The organism is Sphingomonas caseinilytica, assembly GCF_023516455.1.
GTDB classification, from domain to species: Bacteria; Pseudomonadota; Alphaproteobacteria; order Sphingomonadales; family Sphingomonadaceae; genus Sphingomicrobium; species Sphingomicrobium caseinilyticum.
In genome coordinates, this window is the sequence record NZ_JAMGBA010000001.1 from 330,241 (window position 1) to 350,242 (window position 20,002).

At 62.0% G+C, this 20,002-nt stretch carries 22 protein-coding genes; 11 read left to right on the forward strand and 11 right to left on the reverse strand.

Going from position 1 to position 20,002, the window contains the following annotated elements:
- The 5 genes from metG (at position 1) to mazG (ending at position 4,505) form a co-directional block, all read left to right on the forward strand.
- On the forward strand, positions 1-1,509 hold the full coding sequence (metG, locus tag LZ496_RS01660; RefSeq protein WP_249902860.1) for a methionine--tRNA ligase: 1,509 nt from the start codon (positions 1-3) through the stop codon (positions 1,507-1,509).
- Positions 1,506-2,285 (forward strand): TatD family hydrolase, encoded by a 780-nt coding sequence (locus LZ496_RS01665; RefSeq protein WP_249902861.1) that lies wholly within the window; start codon positions 1,506-1,508, stop codon positions 2,283-2,285. The genes metG and LZ496_RS01665 overlap by 4 nt, the downstream gene beginning before the upstream one ends.
- Complete coding sequence (locus LZ496_RS01670) at positions 2,282-3,046, forward strand: MBL fold metallo-hydrolase (RefSeq protein ID WP_249902862.1); 765 nt, start codon at positions 2,282-2,284, stop codon at positions 3,044-3,046. The genes LZ496_RS01665 and LZ496_RS01670 overlap by 4 nt, the downstream gene beginning before the upstream one ends.
- Positions 3,043-3,630 carry a retropepsin-like aspartic protease family protein gene (locus tag LZ496_RS14035; protein ID WP_249902863.1) on the forward strand — a complete coding sequence of 196 codons (588 nt, stop codon included), beginning with the start codon at positions 3,043-3,045 and terminating at the stop codon, positions 3,628-3,630. The genes LZ496_RS01670 and LZ496_RS14035 overlap by 4 nt, the downstream gene beginning before the upstream one ends.
- Before the next feature lie 131 nt (positions 3,631-3,761).
- Entirely contained in the window at positions 3,762-4,505 is a 744-nt protein-coding gene (gene mazG, locus LZ496_RS01680) for a nucleoside triphosphate pyrophosphohydrolase (RefSeq protein WP_249902864.1), read from the forward strand.
- Here mazG and hflX read toward each other — a convergent pair.
- The 5 genes from hflX to dusB all read right to left on the reverse strand — a co-directional run bounded on the left by hflX (position 4,502) and on the right by dusB (position 10,999).
- On the reverse strand, positions 4,502-5,800 hold the full coding sequence (gene hflX, locus LZ496_RS01685) for a GTPase HflX (protein WP_249903831.1): 1,299 nt from the start codon (positions 5,798-5,800) through the stop codon (positions 4,502-4,504). The genes mazG and hflX overlap by 4 nt on opposite strands.
- Positions 5,797-6,288, reverse strand: a complete 492-nt coding sequence (gene hfq, locus LZ496_RS01690; protein ID WP_249902865.1) for an RNA chaperone Hfq — start codon at positions 6,286-6,288, stop codon at positions 5,797-5,799. Before hfq ends, hflX begins: the two co-directional genes overlap by 4 nt.
- Positions 6,289-6,296: 8 nt before the next feature.
- Positions 6,297-7,676 carry a nitrogen assimilation response regulator NtrX gene (gene ntrX, locus LZ496_RS01695; protein ID WP_249902866.1) on the reverse strand — a complete coding sequence of 460 codons (1,380 nt, stop codon included), beginning with the start codon at positions 7,674-7,676 and terminating at the stop codon, positions 6,297-6,299.
- Positions 7,676-9,904, reverse strand: coding sequence for a sensor histidine kinase NtrY-like (locus LZ496_RS01700; protein WP_249902867.1), 2,229 nt, complete (start codon positions 9,902-9,904; stop codon positions 7,676-7,678). The genes ntrX and LZ496_RS01700 overlap by 1 nt, the downstream gene beginning before the upstream one ends.
- 96 nt (positions 9,905-10,000) lie before the next feature.
- Complete coding sequence (gene dusB, locus LZ496_RS01705; RefSeq protein ID WP_249902868.1) at positions 10,001-10,999, reverse strand: tRNA dihydrouridine synthase DusB; 999 nt, start codon at positions 10,997-10,999, stop codon at positions 10,001-10,003.
- A 132-nt stretch (positions 11,000-11,131) separates the two neighbouring features.
- Here dusB and LZ496_RS01710 point away from each other — a divergent pair, with 132 nt between their 5' ends.
- Genes LZ496_RS01710 through LZ496_RS01720 form a run of 3 tightly spaced genes read left to right on the forward strand, consistent with a single transcriptional unit; the run spans position 11,132 to position 13,357 of the window.
- Entirely contained in the window at positions 11,132-12,286 is a 1,155-nt protein-coding gene (locus LZ496_RS01710; RefSeq protein WP_366516672.1) for a bifunctional 2-C-methyl-D-erythritol 4-phosphate cytidylyltransferase/2-C-methyl-D-erythritol 2,4-cyclodiphosphate synthase, read from the forward strand.
- 41 nt (positions 12,287-12,327) lie between these two features.
- Positions 12,328-12,843: a hypothetical protein gene (locus LZ496_RS01715; RefSeq protein WP_249902869.1), complete on the forward strand. Its 516-nt coding sequence runs from the start codon at positions 12,328-12,330 to the stop codon at positions 12,841-12,843.
- A gap of 4 nt (positions 12,844-12,847) precedes the next feature.
- Positions 12,848-13,357: a CinA family protein gene (locus LZ496_RS01720; protein WP_436286445.1), complete on the forward strand. Its 510-nt coding sequence runs from the start codon at positions 12,848-12,850 to the stop codon at positions 13,355-13,357.
- On the opposite strand, the gene LZ496_RS01725 is transcribed toward LZ496_RS01720, so the two are convergent.
- Together LZ496_RS01725 and lipA are read right to left on the reverse strand one after the other, a co-directional pair.
- Positions 13,318-13,779, reverse strand: a complete 462-nt coding sequence (locus LZ496_RS01725; protein ID WP_249902871.1) for a type II toxin-antitoxin system RatA family toxin — start codon at positions 13,777-13,779, stop codon at positions 13,318-13,320. The two genes, LZ496_RS01720 and LZ496_RS01725, sit on opposite strands and share 40 nt — an antisense overlap.
- Positions 13,779-14,720 (reverse strand): lipoyl synthase, encoded by a 942-nt coding sequence (gene lipA / locus LZ496_RS01730; RefSeq protein WP_249902872.1) that lies wholly within the window; start codon positions 14,718-14,720, stop codon positions 13,779-13,781. The genes LZ496_RS01725 and lipA overlap by 1 nt, the downstream gene beginning before the upstream one ends.
- A gap of 83 nt (positions 14,721-14,803) precedes the next feature.
- Between lipA and LZ496_RS01735 the strand changes: the two genes are divergently transcribed.
- Positions 14,804-15,436 (forward strand): carbonic anhydrase, encoded by a 633-nt coding sequence (locus LZ496_RS01735; RefSeq protein WP_249902873.1) that lies wholly within the window; start codon positions 14,804-14,806, stop codon positions 15,434-15,436.
- Positions 15,437-15,454: 18 nt separating this feature from the next.
- Here the strand turns inward: LZ496_RS01735 and LZ496_RS01740 are convergent, their stop codons facing one another.
- On the reverse strand, positions 15,455-15,775 hold the full coding sequence (locus tag LZ496_RS01740) for a YMGG-like glycine zipper-containing protein (protein WP_249902874.1): 321 nt from the start codon (positions 15,773-15,775) through the stop codon (positions 15,455-15,457).
- 118 nt (positions 15,776-15,893) lie between these two features.
- Between LZ496_RS01740 and LZ496_RS01745 the strand changes: the two genes are divergently transcribed.
- On the forward strand, positions 15,894-16,628 hold the full coding sequence (locus tag LZ496_RS01745; protein ID WP_249902875.1) for an NYN domain-containing protein: 735 nt from the start codon (positions 15,894-15,896) through the stop codon (positions 16,626-16,628).
- On the opposite strand, the gene LZ496_RS01750 is transcribed toward LZ496_RS01745, so the two are convergent.
- Together LZ496_RS01750 and LZ496_RS01755 are read right to left on the reverse strand one after the other, a co-directional pair.
- Positions 16,629-16,916: a DUF1905 domain-containing protein gene (locus tag LZ496_RS01750; protein WP_249902876.1), complete on the reverse strand. Its 288-nt coding sequence runs from the start codon at positions 16,914-16,916 to the stop codon at positions 16,629-16,631.
- A gap of 146 nt (positions 16,917-17,062) precedes the next feature.
- Entirely contained in the window at positions 17,063-17,641 is a 579-nt protein-coding gene (locus LZ496_RS01755; RefSeq protein WP_249902877.1) for a YdeI/OmpD-associated family protein, read from the reverse strand.
- Positions 17,642-17,734: 93 nt separating this feature from the next.
- Between LZ496_RS01755 and LZ496_RS01760 the strand changes: the two genes are divergently transcribed.
- The gene (locus LZ496_RS01760) at positions 17,735-18,214 is read left to right on the forward strand and encodes a hypothetical protein (protein ID WP_249902878.1); all 480 of its coding nucleotides are present in this window, start codon (positions 17,735-17,737) and stop codon (positions 18,212-18,214) included.
- 43 nt (positions 18,215-18,257) lie between these two features.
- Here the strand turns inward: LZ496_RS01760 and ettA are convergent, their stop codons facing one another.
- Positions 18,258-19,937: an energy-dependent translational throttle protein EttA gene (gene ettA / locus LZ496_RS01765; protein ID WP_249902879.1), complete on the reverse strand. Its 1,680-nt coding sequence runs from the start codon at positions 19,935-19,937 to the stop codon at positions 18,258-18,260.
- Positions 19,938-20,002: the final 65 nt, after the last annotated feature.

Consider the following 20,002-nt stretch of genomic DNA (forward strand, 5'->3'; position numbering starts at 1 on the left):
ATGTCCGAGCCATTCTATATCACCACCGCGATCAGCTACCCCAACGGCAAGCCGCATATCGGCCACGCCTATGAAGCCATTGCCGCCGACGCAATGGCCCGTTTCCGCCGTGCCCAGGGTCGCGACGTGCGCCTGATCACAGGTACCGACGAGCATGGGCTGAAGATGGTCCAGACAGCCCGCGCCCAGGGGCGGGATACGCTGGAATTTGCGGATGAAATGTCAGGATATTTCCGTGAGATGTGTCACGGATTGAATATCTCATATGATGCGTTCGTGCGGACCACCGAGCCGCGCCATTATGAGGCCAGCCAGAAGATCTGGAAGGCGATGGAGGCGAATGGCGACCTCTATCTCGACCGTTATGAGGGCTGGTATTCGGTCCGGGACGAAGCTTTCTACGACGAAAGCGAGCTGATCGCGGGAGAGGGGGGCGAAAAGCTGTCGCCGCAGGGGACGCCCGTCGATTGGACCGTCGAGGAGACCTGGTTCTTCCGCCTGTCCAAATATCAGGACAAGCTGCTGCAGCTCTATCGCGACAATCCAGACTTCATCCGCCCGGAAAGCCGCCGCAACGAAGTGGTTCGCTTCGTCGAGGGCGGCCTCAAGGATCTGAGCGTCTCACGTACCAGCTTCGACTGGGGCGTTCCGGTGCCGAACTCGCCCGGTCACGTCATGTACGTCTGGGTCGACGCGCTGACGACCTATATGACCGGCGTTGGGTTCGCCGATGACGAAGCCAGCTATGACCGCTTCTGGCCGGCGGACGTGCACCTGATCGGCAAGGACATCGTCCGGTTTCACGCGGTTTACTGGCCGGCCTTCCTGATGTCGGCGAACCTGAAGCTGCCGAAGCAGGTCTTCGGCCATGGCTTCCTGCTGGCGCGCGGCGAGAAAATGTCCAAGTCGCTCGGCAATGTGGTCGATCCGATGGAGCTGGCCGAGCGCTATGGCGTCGATGCCCTGCGCTATTTCCTCCTGCGCGAAGTGAGCTTCGGCCAGGACGGCAGCTACAGCAACGAGGCGATCGTCAACCGCGTGAACAGCGAGCTGGCCAATAGCTTCGGCAACCTTGCCCAGCGCAGCCTGTCGATGATTTTCAAGAATTTAGGCGGCGTCATTCCCGCGGCAGGTCAGGCGGAGGAAGACAAGGCGCTGCTTGCCCAGGTCGACGAGGCATGCGCCAGCCTGGAGCGCGAGTTCGACGGCTTCGCCTTCTCGACGGGCCTCGAGGCGTGGATGACGGCAGTGTTCGCATGCAATGCCTATGTCGATACGATGGCACCCTGGGCGCTCAAGAAGAGCGATCCGGAGCGGATGGCCGCGGTGCTTGGAACCTTGGTCGCGGCGGTGCGGAAGCTTGCGGTCGCGGTGCAGCCCATCGTTCCGGCGTCGGCTGAGAAGCTGCTTGGCTTGATCGATAGCGGCGAGGGCGGGGCGCCGATCGAGCAGCCAACGCCCATCTTCCCGCGTTTGGAGCTTCCGGAGGATGAGGAAGAAGCCGCGTGAAGCTGATCGATAGCCATTGCCACCTCAACTATGCCGGTCTGGCCGAGCGGCAGGATGTAGTGTTGGCCAATGCCCGGCAGCGTGGAATCGGCGGATTTCTCAATATTTCGACCCGCCAGAAAGAGTGGGGCGACATTATCGGCACGGCCGAGCGCAATAGCGACGTCTGGGCGACTGTCGGCGTTCACCCGCACGAAGCCGATGCGCATCCCGATCTTGGCGCCGCCGCGCTGATCGAAGCCGCGCAGCATCCCAAGGTCATCGCGATCGGCGAATGCGGGCTCGATTATTATTACGACAAGTCCGACCGCGCGGCCCAGCGCGAGCGGTTCCAGGCACATATCGAAGCGGCGCGGGAGACCGGCCTGCCGCTGGTGATTCACACTCGCGACGCCGAGGACGACACGGCCGAAATCCTCACCCGCGAGGTGGAGAAGGGCGGCGTCACTGGGGTGCTGCACTGCTTCACCGGAAGCGCGGAGCTGGCCCGGAAGGGGCTGGACCTAGGCTTCTATGTATCCATCTCGGGTATCGTGACGTTCAAGAACGCAAAGGACCTGCAGGAAACGGCCAAGAGGATCCCGCAGGACCGGCTGCTGGTAGAGACGGACTCACCCTTCCTGGCGCCCGTCCCGCATCGTGGGCAGACCTGCGAACCGGCATTTGTTGCCGACACAGCGGCGTTCCTTTCGGAATTGCGCGGCGAGCCGGTCGAGCAATTGGCCGAGGCGACGACCGCCAACTTCTTCAAACTGTTCGGTAAAGCTGAAGCGTGAAGATCCGGATACTCGGTTGCGGGACGTCAACCGGGGTTCCACGGATCGGGAACGACTGGGGCGATTGCGATCCCAATGAACAGCGAAACCGGCGCACACGCTCTTCGATCATGGTCGAGAGCGGCGGTGAAACTCTTCTGGTGGATTGCGGACCCGATCTCCGCGAACAATTGCTGGCCGCCGGGACTTCCCAGGTCGACCGAGTGATCGTCACGCACGATCATGCCGATCATTGCCACGGGATCGACGATTTGCGGCAGATCGCCCAGCTTCGCGGCAGCCAGGTGCCGCTCCATGCGCGCTCCAAGACCTTGGAACGGCTTCACAGGCGCTTCAAATATCTATTTGAAGGCGTTGCACTTTATCATCCGGTTGTGGTGCCGGTCGAGATCGACATCGAAGAGCGGCTGGGGGATTCCAGGCTGACCTTTGTCGATCAGCCGCACGGTGGCATCACGTCGCTAGGCATCAGGGCCGACGAGGGCGATCGTTCGTTCGGCTATGCCATTGATTTTCATGATTTTACACCCGAAATGAAGGCACATTATGATGGTGTCGGCCTGTGGATCTGCGATTGCCTGCGACGAGAGCCGCATCCAACGCATGCGCATCTCGATGCCGTTCTCAGCTGGGCACGTGATTTGAAGGTGGGGCAATTGCTGCTGACGCATCTCGACAAATCAATGGATTATGCGACGTTGATCGGAGAGTTGCCCGATTGGGCGGAGCCGGCCTTTGACGGCCAGGAGATCATGTTGTGACCAACGACTGGATGCTGGGCAGCCTGTATCTGTTGATGGCCCTGATGCTCGTCGCCGGATCGCTGATCGCCAGGCGGGAACGCTTCGCCAAGCTGGCGACCTTCGCATTAGCCTGGATCGCCATTTTTGGGGCAGGCTTCGTGCTGTTCACCTTCAGGGACGACCTTGGCTATGTCGCGCAACGGCTTCGCGCGGAAGCGAGCGGCGAGCCGGTGGTGGAAGGCCAGCAAGTCCGCATTCCGATGGCGATCGACGGGCATTTCTGGGTCGAGGCATCGCTGAACGGCGTTCCGGTGAAGTTCCTGGTCGATAGCGGCGCCACCATGACGACGATCGGCCGGGCAACCGCGGAATCTGCCGGTGTGGCGGTCAGCACCAATCGGACGCAGCTTGTTCGCACGGGAAATGGGATGCTGCGCGTTTCAACGGGACGTGCGGACAGCCTATCGATCGGCCCGATCGAGCGGAACGCCGTTGGCCTTCACGTCACCGAGAATGAAGATCTGAACGTCCTCGGCATGAACTATCTGTCGACGATGAACCGTTGGGGGGTCGAAGGCCGGTGGCTGATCCTCGAAAGCTGATGAGGGTGCCGAGGGGGCTTTCTTCCTCTGTATATACATCTTTTACTTTACATAATATATATTATCATACTCATATATCAGGTCGGGCCGGGGCAATTTCAGGGGCCCCTCACGACCTTAGGGAGCGCTAAATGGGCCTCGACCGCCTCGACAATATCATGAAGCGGCTGCGGGACCGCGAGACCGGCTGCGAATGGGATAGCGTCCAGACGTTTGAAACGATCGCCCCCTATACGATCGAGGAAGCTTATGAGGTCGCCGATGCGATCCATCGCGGCGACATGGATGCGCTGGTCGATGAGCTTGGCGACCTGCAGCTTCAGGTCGTTTTCCATGCCCGCATGGCCGAGGAAGAAGGTCATTTCACCCTGGCTGACGTCCTCCAGCGCATTTCCGACAAGCTGGAGCGCCGCCATCCGCACATCTTCGGTGATGCGGAGCAAGGCGGTCATCATCTGTGGGAAGTGATCAAGGCCGAGGAACGAGCCAAACTGGACGACAAGAGCGCGCTGGCCGGTGTCGCCCTGGCCCTTCCCGCGCTGGAACGTGCGGCAAAGCTGCAGAAGCGCGCGGCCCGAACGGGCTTCGACTGGCCGGATATCGAAGGGCCGAAAGCCAAGATCCGAGAGGAGATGGACGAAATTGCCGCGGCTTCGCCGGAAGAACTTGAGGAAGAGGTTGGCGACCTGTTGTTCGCCGTAGTGAACTTCGCACGGTTTCTCAAGATCGAGCCCGAAGAGGCACTGCGAAAAGCGAACCGCAAGTTTGAGAAGCGATTTCGCCAGATCGAACAGGCTCCAGGCTTCAGGGACATGAGCCTCGATGAAATGGAAGAGCTTTGGGTCGCTGCGAAGAAGGCTCCGGCCGACGCCTAGAGCCTCTCGAACCTCGCCCAATTCTCGGGGCTAAGCTTCACCTCCAAGTGCAATTGGTCGCCGTCGGCGTGCTGCTCAATGACGTCACCGCGCGCGTGCAGCCAGGCAATGCGTGGGCCGTCACCTGCATTGAGGCGAACATGATGCGTCTGAGAGCCGGAATGGAGCCGGTCGGCAATGGCTTCGCGAAGGTCGTCAACTCCTTCCCCGGTCAATGCGGAAAGGGCGATGACGTCATCGCGGCGCTTGGCCTCCCCAGTCAGCTCCTTGCGCTGGTCCGGGGGCAGGAGGTCCAGCTTGTTCCACACTTCCATCCGAGGCGGCGCACCCTCCTCCGCCAGTCCAAGCGTTGCCAGCACCGCCTCTACATCGGCGGCCTGCGCATCGCTGTCCGGGTGAGCGATATCGCGAACGTGGAGGATGAGGTCGGCCGCCGCCACTTCCTCGAGCGTAGCCCGGAAGGCCGCGACAAGCTCGGTCGGGAGATTCGAGACGAAGCCGACCGTATCGGAGAGGATCGCGCGGTCAAATCCGGGGATTTTTACCTGCCGCATGGTCGGATCGAGCGTGGCGAACAACAGGTCTTCGGCCATCACCGAAGCCTGGGTCATCCGGTTGAACAGGGTCGATTTTCCGGCATTGGTATAGCCGACAAGCGCAATCACCGGCCAAGGCGCCCGCTGCCGGCGATCGCGATGCAGGCCGCGCGTGCGGCGCACCTGATCCAGCTCGCGCCGGATGCGGGCCATCCGGTCGCGGATCAGCCGCCTGTCGGCCTCGATCTGGGTTTCGCCAGGGCCGCCGAGGAAGCCGAAGCCGCCGCGCTGCCGCTCAAGGTGGGTCCAGCTGCGGACCAGGCGGCCAGCCTGATAGTCGAGATGCGCGAGCTCGACTTGCAGGCGCCCTTCCGCAGTTGCTGCCCGTTCGCCGAATATTTCGAGGATGAGGCCGGTGCGGTCGATGACCTTGCACTTGGTCTCCTCCTCCAGCGTCTTCTGCTGGACGGGGCTAAGCGCGGCATCGACGACGAGCAATTTGGCGTCATGGGCCTCCGCGAGCTCGCCGATTTCCTCGACTTGTCCCTTGCCGAACAGGCTGGCGGGGCGGATCTGGCGCAGCCTGAAGCTCTTGCGGCCAACAACATCGATGCCGATCGCCTCGGCAAGACCCGCCGCTTCCTCGACCCGGGCATCGAGCGAACGAAGAGCGCCCTCCCCGGTGCGTTCAGGCACGACAATGAGGGCGCGCTCGCCGCGCGCTACGCCACCATCGTCAGCACGGTTGAAAACGCTCAGCCTTCATCCTCCGTTTGGCTCTCGCCGGCGAGGTTCAGCGGATGACCTGGCTGCATCGTCGAAATAGCGTGCTTGTAGACCAGCTGGACCTGCCCGCCGCGCTCTAGAAGGAGCGAGAATTGGTCGAAACCGGCAACAGCCCCCTGCAGCATCACGCCGTTGACCAGGAATACGGTCATCGGCTCATGCTCCCGGGAAGCAGCGTTCAGGAACAGATCCTGAAGCATCGGCTTCTTGCCATTGCCCCCCTCCCCGCCATTGCCGAGATTCAGGTCAGCTGGGGCATGGGTGGGCATGATGGTGGAAATCGCATGCTTGTAGACGAGCTGTGCGTTGCCATCACGTCGAAGCAGCAGGGAGAATGGATCGAACCAGGTTACTACCCCTTGAAGCTTTACTCCCTTCACTAGGAAGATCGTCACGGGGGTCTTGGAACGACGAATTGAATTCAGGAACTGATCCTGCAAACTCAGCGACTTCTCAGGCATTGTTATTATTATTCCTCATCGCGTTTGTCGCCCAGGCCAAGGGCTTTGAGTTTCCGGTGCAGCGCCGAGCGCTCCATGCCGATGAACGAGGCGGTGCGGGAGATGTTGCCGGAAAAGCGCCGGATCTGGATCTTCAGATACTCACGTTCGAAGCTTTCCCGCGCCTCGCGGAGCGGAGAACCCATGATCGCCAGCGACGGGCCGCCCACTCCGGCGGAGGCCTGGGAGTCCAATATTTCGGGCGGAAGAAGGTCGACCTCGATGCAGCCGACACGATCGCCCGGAGTCAGGATCAAGGTCCGCTCGATGATGTTGCGGAGCTGCCGGACATTTCCGGGCCAGTCATGCGCCTGGAGGGCGGCCATCGCTTCCTTCGAAAGCTCCGGCGTGGAAATCCGCCGCTCGGACGCGAAGCGGGCCAGGAAGTGGTTGACCAGCTCCGGAATGTCCTCGCGCCGTTCCCTCAGCGGCGGGATACGAACCGGCACGACGTTGAGCCGATAGTAGAGATCCTCGCGGAAGCGTCCGGCCGCGATCTCCTCGGCCAGGTTGCGAGAGGTGGCGGAAAGAACGCGGACGTCCACCTTGACCGGCCGTTGGCCGCCGACCCGCGTATAGCTCTGATCCGTGAGGACCCTCAGTATCTTGGCCTGGGTGGTTTGCGGCATGTCCGCGATCTCATCGAGGAACAACGTCCCGCCATGCGCCTGTTCCAGCAGGCCCGGCCTGGAAACGCCGTTCTGCTCGCTTCCGAACAATTCCTCTTCAACCCTTTCCGGGCTCATCATCGCGGCCGAAAGGACGATGAAAGGCGCGGAAGCCCGGGGGCTCCAATTATGGATCATGCGGGCGGCGATTTCCTTGCCCACGCCCGCCGGACCCGTGATCATCACGCGGCTTCCCGTCGGCGCAACCCGCTTCAGCGTCGCCCGGACGGTATTGATCGCGACGGACGTCCCGTCGAGCTGGTCGTCGGGCCCAAGCTGGTGCCGAAGATTGGCGACCTCGCGCCGCAGCCGGTCGGTCTCGGTCGCCCGGCCGACGAGATGCAGGAGGCGGTCTGCCTTGAACGGCTTCTCGATGAAGTCGACGGCTCCCTCGCGGATGGCAGCGACGGCGGTGTCGAGGTTGCCGTGCCCGGAGATCATCAGCACTGGCAGGCTCGCGTCGCGGCGCTTGATCTGTTCCAGCAGCTGCAGCCCGTCGAGCTTCGAACCTTGCAGCCAGACGTCGAGAAGCACCAGGCTGGGCCGGCGATCGTCGATAGCGTCGAGCGCCGACGTGCTGTCCGCGGCCGAGCGGACGGCATAGCCTTCATCCTCCAGCACGCCCGAAACCAGCTCGCGGATGTCCGCCTCGTCGTCGACTACAAGCACTTCAAGCGCCATTACTGAGGTACCTCCTCGTCATATTCGTCGTCGTCGCCGTGCCTTGCTGGTGCAGGCTCGTCGGTTGCCAGGTCGGCCAGTCGATCGGCGTCCAGCGCAATACGCACCCTGGTCCCGCCCCCAGCCCTGTCGAGAAAGGCGATCTCGCCCAGATGTTCCTCGACAATCTTCTTGACGATGGCGAGCCCAAGGCCCGTGCCGCGGATGCGTGTCGTCATATAAGGTTCGGTCAAGCGCTCGCGATCCTGGGGCAGCCCAACGCCGGTATCAGTGAGCTCAATGACCAGCTGTTCCGCCTCCCGCTTGATGGTGAGGTCGATGCGGTCGCCGTCCGGATGCTGGTCACCCCGGTTGCGCCGGGATTCGATGGCCTCGACTGCGTTCTTGACCACATTGGTCAGTGCCTGGCCAAGCTGCCGGCGGTCGCAAACCAGCTTAATCTCGCCGCTGGGCGGATCGATGCTGAAGCTGATGCCGGGGTGCGCGACCTCGTGCAGGAACAGCGCGGCCCGGGCGATGTCGTGGACATTCTCTTCGCGGAACACCGGCTTCGGCATCCGGGCGAAGTTGGAGAACTCATCAACCATCCGGCGAAGGTCGCCCACCTGACGGACGATCGTATCGGTAAGCCGATTGAAGGTTTCGGGGTCGGATGCGACTTCGGAGCCATAGCGTCGTTGCAGCCGCTCTGCCGCCAGCTGGATCGGGGTCAGCGGGTTTTTGATCTCATGGGCGATGCGCCGGGCAATGTCCGACCATGCCGCGCGCCTCTGGTCGCTCAGCTGGTCCGTGATATCGTCGAAGGTCAGCACGAAGCCGTCGCCGTAACGCATCCGCTTGACCGCCAAGGTCCGCTGCGCTTCGGCGGAATGGAGCAGGACATTGGCTTCGCGAGCCTCGCCGGCCATGAATTCGCCGAGCTCCACAGAGACTTCGTAGAGCTGGCGTCCCTCGATCCCGCCTTCTCCGCCTGCGAGCAGCGTATCCGCCGTTCGGTTGGTGAGCAGGATGCCGCCATCGGCGTCCAGCGCCACGACCCCGGCCGTTACGCTGGACAGTACCGCTTCCATGAAGGCCCGGCGCGTATCCAACTGCTGGTTGGCGGTCATCAGCGCGCCGGTCTGTTCCTGCAAGCGTACCGTCATTCGGTTGAATGCGGTTCCGAGCGTGATGATCTCGTCTTCGGTTCGGTCGGAAATCGCCACCCGGGCCGTAAGGTCGCCTTCCTCGATCCGTCCCGCCGCGTCGACCAGATCCTCTACCGGCCGGAGGAGACGGTCGGCGAGCTTCAGTGCGGCGAGAATGGCCAGCGCGACGATGAGGAGCGCACCCGCAAGCAGCGCTCCGTTGAAGGTCAGCTGGTTGGCGCGGCTACGCTGGAGCAACTCCCGATAGTCGGCAAGCACGCCGTTAGCCCGCGCGATCTGGTCGCGGAAATCCTCACTCGCCTGCTTGGCAACGAACAAATAAGTCCGGTCGGCATTGGGCAAGGGCGTTATGACGGCGATCCGGCCGCTGGTTAGCACTTCCGCAGCGTTGGTGGCTCCACGGAGCTGCGACAGCGCCTGGGCGACCCGCGACGGGTCGATCAGCCCGTCATAATAGTTGATGCCCCTGAGGACGGTGACCTGGCCGTTGTTCTGAAGCCTGATCACCGCGGATTCATTCAGGCTTCGCTGATAGGTCTGGTAGCCAAGATATTGTTCGAACTGCAGGCTTTCGATCGGGTTGCCGTCCAGAAAGCGAGCGAGGTCCCCAGCCATGGTTACCGCTTCCGCGCCAACGCGATTGACTTCGCTAGTATAGGTGGACTGAGCGAGCTCGACGGTGTTTTCGAGCATTCCGCGCGCACGATCGGAGAACCAGAATTCGAGCCCCGACTGCAAAAGCAGTGACGCGAAGATGGCCACGATCACGGTTGGGACAGCTGCGATCACGGAGAATAGCGCCACCAGCCGGGTATGAAGCTGTCCCGTGCCGATCGCCCTCGCCGCAGCGCGTGCCATCGCAATCCGCCTCGACAGCAGGACCATCAAGGCGATGGCCGGTACCAGATTGGCGATTAGCAGCAGGGCAATCTGCGGAGGGGTCAGCATCGAGCCGGGCTGGCCGGCGCGGCTCAACATCCAGTAGCTAAGCAACAGCGTCGCCGCGAGGATTACCCCGCTTGCGATCGTTGCCCAATCGTAGATCCGGCCGCTTTCCTTTTCGCGAGCCAGCCAACGCAATTTGGGCCGTTTGATCAGTTCAGATTCGGCGGCCTGCAAGTCCATGTCGGCCTTGGCGTAGCATGGACGCGTTGCATAAAAAACACAGTTTGTCGGTTAGGCCGCAGAACGAGTCAGCCAGGGCGCATAAAAGTCCTGCAGCATGGCGATGACGACCTTCGGATCGTCCTGCATGTTCACCTTGTTCCGGAACTCGGCGGAACCAGCCAAACCCTTGGTGTACCAGCCAATATGCTTGCGGGCGAGATTGACACCAGTCTGCGTGCCGTAGAGCGATTGCATGGCGTCATATTGCTCGAGGATGATCGCGAGCTGCTCGTCCATTGAAGGCTCAGGCTTGTGTCCATCCTGGCAGAGGTCGCTGACAACCTGGCCTAGCAGCCACGGTTTTCCATAGGCTCCGCGGCCGATCATGACGCCGTCGGCCCCGGACTGTTCGAGAGCCGTGCGCGCATCCTCGCGGCTGCAGATGTCGCCGTTGACGATCACCGGCAGCGAGGTTGCCTGCTTGACGCCGCGGACGAAGGCCCAGTCGGCCGAACCCTTGTACATCTGGTTGCGCGTACGGCCGTGGACGGTGATCATCTTGATGCCGAGGTCCTCGGCGATGCGGGCGAGTTCGGGCGCGTTGAGGCTGTCGTGGCACCAGCCCATCCGCATTTTAAGCGTCACCGGGACCTTCACCGCCTTGACGGTCGCTTCGATGATCGACGCAGCAAGCGGCAGGTCGCGCATCAGCGCCGATCCAGCATCGCCGTTCACCACCTTCTTCACCGGGCAGCCCATGTTGATGTCAATGATTGCCGCGCCGCGCTGCTCGTTGAGCTTTGCGGCCTCAGCCATTTCCATTGGGGCGCAGCCGGCCAGCTGAAGAGACACGGGCTCCTCGCTTGGGTCCCAGGCCGCCTTCTGAAGCGATTGGCGGGTTTCGCGGATCATCGCCTGGCTGGCGATCATCTCGCTGACCGTCAGGCCGGCGCCGTAGCGCTTGACGATTTTCCGGAACGGTAGATCGGTGACGCCAGTCATCGGCGCCAGAATGACGGGCGCTTCGATGGTCACCGGACCGACCGAGATGGGCTTTACCAGGCTCATGGGAAGGCGCGCCTGTAATGGAAATTGGCAATTCAAACAACCATTCGTCCTGAGCGAAGTCGAAGGACTGCTTTTTTTTGTCGCGCATCAAAGTAAGGACAGCCCTTCGACAAGCTCAGGGCGAACGGATTCGTGGAAAAGAAGGTTATCGCCCTGATCGTCGCCGCCGGCTCCGGAAGCCGGATGGGCGGCGATGTGCCGAAGCAGTTTAGGCCGATCGCTGGAAAGCCTGTGCTGGGTCATGCGGTCGACGCGCTGATTTCGCATCCTGCGATCGATGCGGTTCGTGTCGTGATCGGTCCCGGTCAGCAGGAAATGGCACGACAGGCATTGGACGATCGTCCGGTTGGCGAACTGATCGAAGGCGGGCTGGAACGGTCCGACAGCGTCCGGGCCGGTCTGAGCGCAATCGAAGCGGATATTGTCCTAGTGCACGACGCCGCGCGACCTTTTTGCCGCCATGACGTCATCGATCGACTGCTCGCCGCACTCGACAATTTCGAAGGCGCGGTGCCCGTGCTTCCCGTGGCCGATACGCTGGCGCGGGCCGGCGAAATGCTGGGCGATCTCGTGGACCGCGGTGGCCTGGTTCGTGTCCAGACCCCGCAAGCATTCAGGTGCCGCAGCCTGGTTGAAACCTATGCGCAATGGAACGGGCCTAGCCCAACCGACGAATCGACGGTGTTGCGTGCTGCCGGTCGCAAGGTAGCGATCGTCGAGGGGGATCCGATGCTGGAAAAGCTGACCACCGCCGCCGATTGGGAACGGGCCGAGGAATGGCATCGCGCTCGCCTCGTGCCTCGCACGGGAATGGGGTTCGATGTCCACGCATTTTCCGGAGATGGACCGATCACGATCGGCGGTATCTCCATTCCCCACGAGCGGGGCCTGGCCGGCCACAGCGATGCGGACGTGGTGCTTCACGCTATTACCGACGCGGTGCTCGGTGCGGCCGCGCTGGGCGACATCGGTAGTCACTTCCCGCCCAGCGATCCGCAGTGGAAGGGCACGGATAGCAGCATCTTCCTGTCGCACGCGGCCCGGCTGCTGCGCGACGCCGGCGGGACGATCGACTTCGTCGACTGCACGGTCATCTGCGAAGCACCCAAGATCGGGCCTCACCGTGACGCCATGCGTTCGCGCGTCGCGGAGATACTGGCCATTCCGCCAGGATCCGTCAGCATCAAGGCCACCACCACCGAGCGCCTGGGCTTTACAGGTCGGCGCGAGGGCATTGCGGCACAGGCCGTTGCAAGCGTCCGAATGCCTCCCGCCAGCTTGTTGTAGTAAAGCCCTCTGCTAGGCTGTTGGAACAGCTGGGGAACTGAATGAAAATATTTCGATCGATAGCCTGCCTGGCCCTCGCGACAGCGATGGGATCGGCCAGCGCCGCAGCTTCCAAGGATTGCCTTTCGGAGGTCGAAGGTGCAGCGGTCATGGCCGCCGTGCTGCCCGACCTGATCGACGGCCTCCGTGACAAATGTGCGGCACATCTCCCTGCCAAAGCGTTCCTGACGTCGAATGCCGATGCAATGGTCGGGAAGTTCAGGGTTGTCGCGGACGAACGCTGGCCGACGGCCAAGCTGGCGTTCGCCAGGATTGCCGGACAGGAAGACATGGCTGACAAATTGCCCGACGAATATTTCAAGCCGATGCTGGGCGCGATGGTCGGTGCCGAGCTGGTCAAGGACGTCAAGGCTGACGATTGTCCGGCGATCGATCGTGTCGTCGAAAATCTGTCGCCACTGCCGGCGGAGAATGTTGCAGCCCTTATCGGGGCAATCCTGATGTTGGCGAACGACGAAAAGGATCAGGACAACAGCCTTCCGATGTGCAAGGCCTGAAATGGTGGACGCACAATATCTTCTGCCTGACGACCTCGTTGCGTTGGCGCGCCAGGTTGTCGAAGCCAACCGCAAGGCCGGGCGGAGGATCGCGGTCGCCGAAAGTTGCACTGGCGGCCTGGTGAGTGCCGCACTGACTGAAATCCCCGGATCCTCGGAGGTGTTCGAAGCAGGCTATGTCACCTATTCCAACGCCGCCAAGATCTCCGAGCTCAACGTCTCGCTGGACGTCGTCGAGACATTCGGGGCGGTAAGCGTCGCAACCGCTTGGGCGATGGCTCAGGGGGCGCTGGAAGCTTCCGGCGCCGATGTCGCCGTTGCAATCACCGGCATTGCCGGACCGGACGGCGGCACCGAACAGAAGCCGGTGGGAACCGTGGTCTTTGCCCGTGCGGAGCGGCGGCCCGGTCCCGACGAAATCGTCGCCGATCAGAAGCTGCTAGATGCGAGCGCGGGCCGGTCCGGCATCCGCCATCAGGCAGCGCTTTGCGCGCTGGAACTACTGCTTCCGTAGAGTTCCTCGGCGCGCTTTTCGAAGGCCCCGGTCATCCGCCTCAACGCGCGATCGAACATTTGCCCGGCAAGCGATTCGAAGATCCGCGACTTGAAGGCGAAATCGACCGAGAAATAGACATTGGTCCCGCCCTGCGGCGCCGGGTCGAAGCGCCACTCGTTCTTCAGATATTTGAGCGGACCCTCGATATAGTCGACACAGATATGACCTGGCCGATCCTTGGTCACCCGCGAAGTGAACCGTTCCTTGAAGGCGTTGAAGCCGACGATGAGGTCGGCGATCATTTCGGTTTCCGTGTTCGATTTCACCCGAACCGCGCTGACCCATGGCAGGAATTCGTCGTAGTGGGCGACATCCGCCACAAGGTCGAACATCTGGTCCGGCGTATAAGGCAGATGCTTCGTCTCGCTATGCCGAGGCATCAGGCGACGGCGCCCCCTGCCCTCGCAAGCTGTGCGTTGCGGGCGTCCCGCATCTTCTGGAAATCGTCGCCGGCGTGATAGCTTGAGCGGGTCAGCGGCGATGCCGCGACCAGCAGGAAGCCCTTGGCCCGGGCGATCGAGGCATAGGCCTTGAACGCGTCCGGCGTGACGAATTCCTCGACCGTCGCATGGCGGGGTGTCGGCTGGAGATATTGGCCCATGGTCAGAAAATCGATGCCGGCGGAGCGCATGTCGTCCATCACCTGGTGGACTTCGAGCCGCTGCTCACCGAGGCCGACCATGATGCCCGACTTGGTGAAAATCGACGGATCCAGCTTCTTCACCTGCTCCAGCAGCCTGAGCGACGCATAGTAGCGGGCGCCCGGGCGGATGGTCGGATAGAGCCTCGGCACGGTTTCGAGGTTGTGATTGTAGACGTCCGGGCGAGCGGCAACGATCGCCTCGATCGCGGCCTCATGCTTGTTGCGGAAGTCGGGCGTCAGGATTTCGATCGTCGTATCCGGCGTTTCGCGGCGGAGCGCCTCGATCACCTTCACGAACTGCGATGCGCCGCCATCCGGCAAGTCGTCGCGATCGACCGACGTCACGACGATATGTTCGAGTCCGAGCTTCGCTGCGGCGATCGCCACATGCTCCGGCTCAAGCGGATCGACCTTGCGGGGCATGCCGGTCTTGACGTTGCAGAAGGCGCAGGCCCGGGTGCAGGTATCGCCCAGGATCATCACCGTCGCATGCTTCTTGGTCCAGCATTCACCGATGTTCGGGCAGGCCGCTTCCTCGCAAACCGTGGCCAGGTTGAGCTCGCGCATCAGCTTGCGCGTCTCGGCATAGCCCTGGCTGACCGGAGCCTTCACCCGGATCCAGTCGGGCTTGCGTTGGCGTCCTGGTGCTTGGGGCGGCGTTGGAAGCGGTGCGTTCATGGCGGGCCAGATAGCGATTTGATGCCCGACTTGCCACCCCTGCCCCGCGCGACTAACCGGCTGACCGGATATAGGGAGAGCGTATGAAGGGGTTCGGCAATCTGCTGGAAGGGTATCAGCGGTTTCGGGAAAACCGCTTCGAGACCGCACGGGACCGCTGGGAGGAGCTGGCCGAGGGCCAATCGCCGCGGGCCGTGGTCATCGCTTGCAGCGACAGCCGGGCCGATCCCGCCACCATATTCGACACCAATCCCGGCGAGATATTCGTCGTCCGCAACGTCGCCAACCTCGTCCCGCCCTTCGAGACCGGCGGCGGGCGTCACGGTGTGTCGGCAGCTCTGGAATTTGCGGTCACCCAGCTGAACGTCCCGGAAATCGTGGTCATGGGTCACGAGCGCTGCGGCGGCATCACCGCTGCCCTCACAGGCATGTTCCATGGTGCGAAGGCCGGCGAAGGCGGGTTCGTCCACAAATGGATGAGCCAGATCGAAGGGCCAGCGGAGGAAATCGCCCACGAACATGGCACCGGCGAGGACGCGCAGCGCATACTGGAGGAGGTCTCGATCCGGCAGAGCCTGGCGAACCTTCGGACCTTCCCCTTCGTCGCCGAACGCGAAAAAAATGGCACCCTCAAGCTATTGGGGTGCCATTTTTCCATTCGCGATGGCGAACTTTGGTTGCTTGACGAGGTGGAAGATAGCTTCCGCCCTGTCTGAGCGATGTTCGCTAACTAACTAGCAACGAACGTTATAATCGTAGACCGGATTACCGTTCTGGTCGACGTAATAGCAGTAGCCGCGGGTATCGCGGTAATATTGCTTACCCTTGATCAACGCGCCGGCAACACCGCCCAAGGCCGCACCAACCAGGGCGCCTTCGACGGGGCTGACACCGCCAACGACTGCGCCGGTCGCAGCGCCGACGAGGCCGCCAAGCGCAGCGCCGCCTACGGCCCGCTGGGCCTGCGGATTGTTGTTATAGCCGTAGGGATCGGTGGCACAGCCTGCTACCGAGACGCTGGCTGCAATTGCCGTTACTAGTACCAGGCGTTTCATGACTCTAATCCTCCTCATACATCCTCCCCAACCCTATGGGGGCAAAAGCGTTCAGACGCCGATTTCGTTCCGATCCCGTTGCGGTATGAACGGCAGATAAACGGAAGCAGAAGACTCGATGACCGACCGAAATGATTACGCCGAATCCGAGCTGAACATCGCATTGCTGATCGATGCGGACAACGCGTCCCCGGACCATCTCGATGAAGTGCTGCTGGTCCTCGGCGAGCTTGGAACGATCAATATCCGCAGGGCATATGGCAACTGGGCCAAGACCAGCCTCAAGGGCTGGGGCGAACTGACCGGGCTTCATTCGATCGTCCCGATGCAGCAGTTCGACGTGGTGAAGGGCAAGAGCTCGACCGACATGCGGATGACGATCGATGCGATGGACCTGCTCTATCGCGGTCATGTCGACGGGTTCGGGATCATGTCGTCGGATTCGGACTTCCTCCCACTCGCCCAGCGGATCCGCGAGGATGGGCTGCCGGTTTACGGCTTTGGCACGACCAAGACCCCGACCAGCTTCCAGCAAGCCTGCACCCGCTTCTTCGACGTGGCCGCGCTGGCGGCGGCCGAGGACGACATGATCGAGGCCCCGCCCGCCGCGAAGGGGCAGCGCGCCATCGATGCGGAGCTGCTGCAGGTGCTGGGCGCGGCGTTCAAGGCGTCGAAACGCGACGAGGAAGGCTATGCCGCGCTGAGCGAAATGGGGCAGCGAGCCAAGGCCGTGTCGAGTTTCGCGGTCAGGAATTACGGGTTCACGCGCCTCAGCGAGCTGATCAAGGCGGTACCGAATTTCGGAACCAAGGTCGGTGACGACGGCCGCCTGATGGTGAAGCGGCTGCGCTAGCTAGAGCAGATCCAGTTCGACGTGGACATCATCGCCCGCGGCAAGGCCGGCGCGGCGGCAGACCTCGATCTTTACCGGCAGGAAATAACCGCCACTCTTCTGGGGGAAGACGGACGTCCGCCAGGTGACGTCATCGATCGTGCATTCGACCCGGACCGACCGGAAGCCCCGAGGGTTCATGAAGGCGTGGGCGCGGATTTCGAGCGATTCCGCTTCGGGTATCGTCATGAAATGCGAGCCGCCCTCGCCATTCGACCAATATTGCAGGGGCTGGGTTACGGTGATCACCGAAAAGGGGCTCCTAAGGTCGCAAATGTCTCAAGGTTGAGCGCCATTTCATGCGACTTTAGTGACTTTAGGCCGATATCGGGAATTAGCTTCACAAGTGGGAAAGAGCCGGCCCGAGGCTGGCAGCCGAAATCCTATTCTGCCAGTCATTTCTTTCGCCAGTCATAGCCCGCGATCCGCCTCCCCGCGGCGCAATCCACGATCAAGGTGGCGAGCCTTTTGGCGCGCGTTTCGGGCTTCTTCGCGGTGGTGATCCAGTTCAACACGACCTTGCGATAGCCGGGCGGCTGCTCTTCCCAATATTTCCAGGCGCTCTTGTCCTTGCGGAAAAGCTTTTCTTCACCGGCGTCGAGCGAGGCGAGCGGCTTTTCGTAGGAGTATAGACCGGTCTTATGCTTGTTCTCTTCATAAGCCAGTTCGCCGGCCGGGGTCATTTGGCCGTCGGCTTTGAGGGCTTTGAAGCGATCCACATTGACCTTCGACCAGATGCTGCCCTTACGGCGCGGCGTGAAACGGATGGTGTAGGCTTCGTCGCCCAGTGATTTGCGGACCCCGTCGATCCAGCCGAAGCACAAGGCCTGGTCGCGGGCCTGCGGCCAGTCAATCGACGGCTTGCCGGTGGATTTCTTCCAAAAGCCGACGAGGAGATCCGGCGCGATCTCGTGGTTGGCCTTCAGCCAGCGGCGGAAGTCGGCCTCGGTTGGGAAGTAGGTCGGTTTGGCCATGACATATTGTGAGGCGGATGAACGCCAAGCGCTATCATCTTTGCATCGCCCGAAAGCTGTATTATATGCGCCATACAGTGAAAGAGGCGCGATATGCTTAGTCGGATATTCTGGATTGGCCTTGCCGGCATTGCCCTGATTGGCGGGATGTTCCTGCAGAGCAACGGCGGGATCTTCGACTGGGGCGACCATCGGGAGATTTCCGCGAAGGTCGACGAAAGCATTGAGGACCGCGTCGATCGGGCCATCGACCGCAGCTTCGACAAGATGACCGTGACGAGAATTGGCGGCGAGGAAGTCGATGTGCCGGCCGAAACCAAGCGGGCAATGGCCGCCGCCGTGGGCGAATTGGTCAAGGCGGAGACGGACCTTGCGATGGTCAAGGTCGGCGACGGCAGCGACGAAGAGCTCAAGGCCGCTCGCGCTCGGAGCGCAAAGGCGCGGGCCGAAGTCGACCGGCTGGAGGCCGAGATCAAGAAGATCGAGCGCATGACGACCAGCGACCGCGATGCCCTGCGCGAACAAATCAAGCGCGAAGTCCGGGAGGACGTTCGCGAAGCGGTCCGGAGCTGAGTTCCGGAAGGTGGACCCCGGGTCAAGCCCGGGGTGACGACCACTATCGTGTTAGCTTGCGGTAGGTAGTCCGATGCGGCCGCGTGGCTTCTTCACCCAACCGGCGGATCTTGTCTTCTTCATAGGCTTCGAAGTTGCCTTCGAACCATTCGACGTGGCTGTCGCCCTCGAAAGCGAGGATATGCGTCGCGAGACGATCGAGGAAGAAGCGGTCGTGGCTGATGACCACGGCGCAGCCGGCGAAATTCTCGATCGCTTCCTCAAGCGCGCTCAAGGTTTCGACGTCGAGATCGTTGGTCGGCTCGTCGAGCAGCAGGACGTTGCCGCCCCGCTTCAGCATCTTGGCGATGTTGACGCGGTTGCGTTCGCCGCCTGACAGCTTGCCGACGTTCTTCTGCTGGTCCTGGCCCTTGAAGTTGAAGGCGCCGACATAGGCGCGGGTCGACTGGTCGTGGCCGTTGACCTTCATATAGTCGAGGCCGTCCGAGATCTCCTGCCAGACATTATTCTTGTCATTGAGGTGATCGCGGCTCTGATCGACATAGCCGAGGTGGACGGTCGGCCCGATGTCGATCGAGCCGGTATCAGGCTGTTCCTGGCCAGTGATCAGCTTGAACAGCGTCGACTTGCCGGCGCCGTTCGGACCGATGACGCCGACGATGCCGCCCGGCGGCAGCGTGAAGGACAGATTCTCGAACAACAGCTTGTCGCCATAGGCCTTCGAGATGTTCTCGACCTCGATGACCTTGCCACCCAGGCGCTCCGGCACCTGGATCAGGATCTGGGCCTTGCCGGGGACATGCTTTTCCTGCGCAGCAACGAGCTGGTCGAACTTGGCGATACGCGCCTTCGACTTCGCCTGGCGGCCCTTCGGACCCTGGCGGATCCACTCAAGCTCGTCCTTGATCGCCTTCTGGCGGCCGGATTCCTCGCGATCCTCCTGCTCCATGCGCTTCGACTTCTTCTCGAGGTAGGTCGAGTAGTTGCCTTCGTAGGGGAAGTATTTCCCGCGATCGAGCTCGAGGATCCAGCTGACCACATTGTCGAGGAAGTAGCGGTCGTGGGTGATCATCAGCACCGCGCCCGGATATTCCTTGAGATGGCTTTCCAGCCACTGGACGCTCTCCGCGTCGAGGTGGTTGGTCGGTTCGTCCAGCAGCAAAATCGACGGCTTCTGGATCAACAGGCGGGTGAGCGCGATGCGGCGCTTCTCACCGCCGGATAGGTTCTCGACCGGCCAGTCGGACGGCGGGCAGCGCAGGGCTTCCATCGCCACTTCGAGCTGGTTGTCGAGGGTCCAGCCGTCGACGGCGTCGATCTTCTCCTGGAGAGTCCCCATCTCCTCCATCAGCGCGTCGAAATCGGTGTCGTCCTTGGGATCGCCCATCTCCGCCGAGATGGCGTTGAAGCGATCGACCATGTCGGCGGTTTCGCGGGCGCCGTCCTTGACGTTCTCAAGCACCGACTTGGTGGGATCGAGCTGCGGTTCCTGCGCCAGATAGCCGACGGTCACGTTTTCGCCCGGCCATGCCTCGCCCGAAAATTCCTTATCGATGCCGGCCATGATCTTCATCAAGGTCGACTTGCCGGCGCCGTTGGGGCCGACGATGCCGATCTTGGCACCGTGATAGAATTGCAGGTTGATGTGGTTCAGCACCGGCTTCTGGGCGCCGGGGAAGGACTTGGTCATGTCCTTCATCACATATGCATATTGGGCGGCCATGGGGTCGCGTCGTCCTTCGAATTGGGGAATTTGAAGGAGCAGATAGGGGAAGGCCGCCGGCTTTG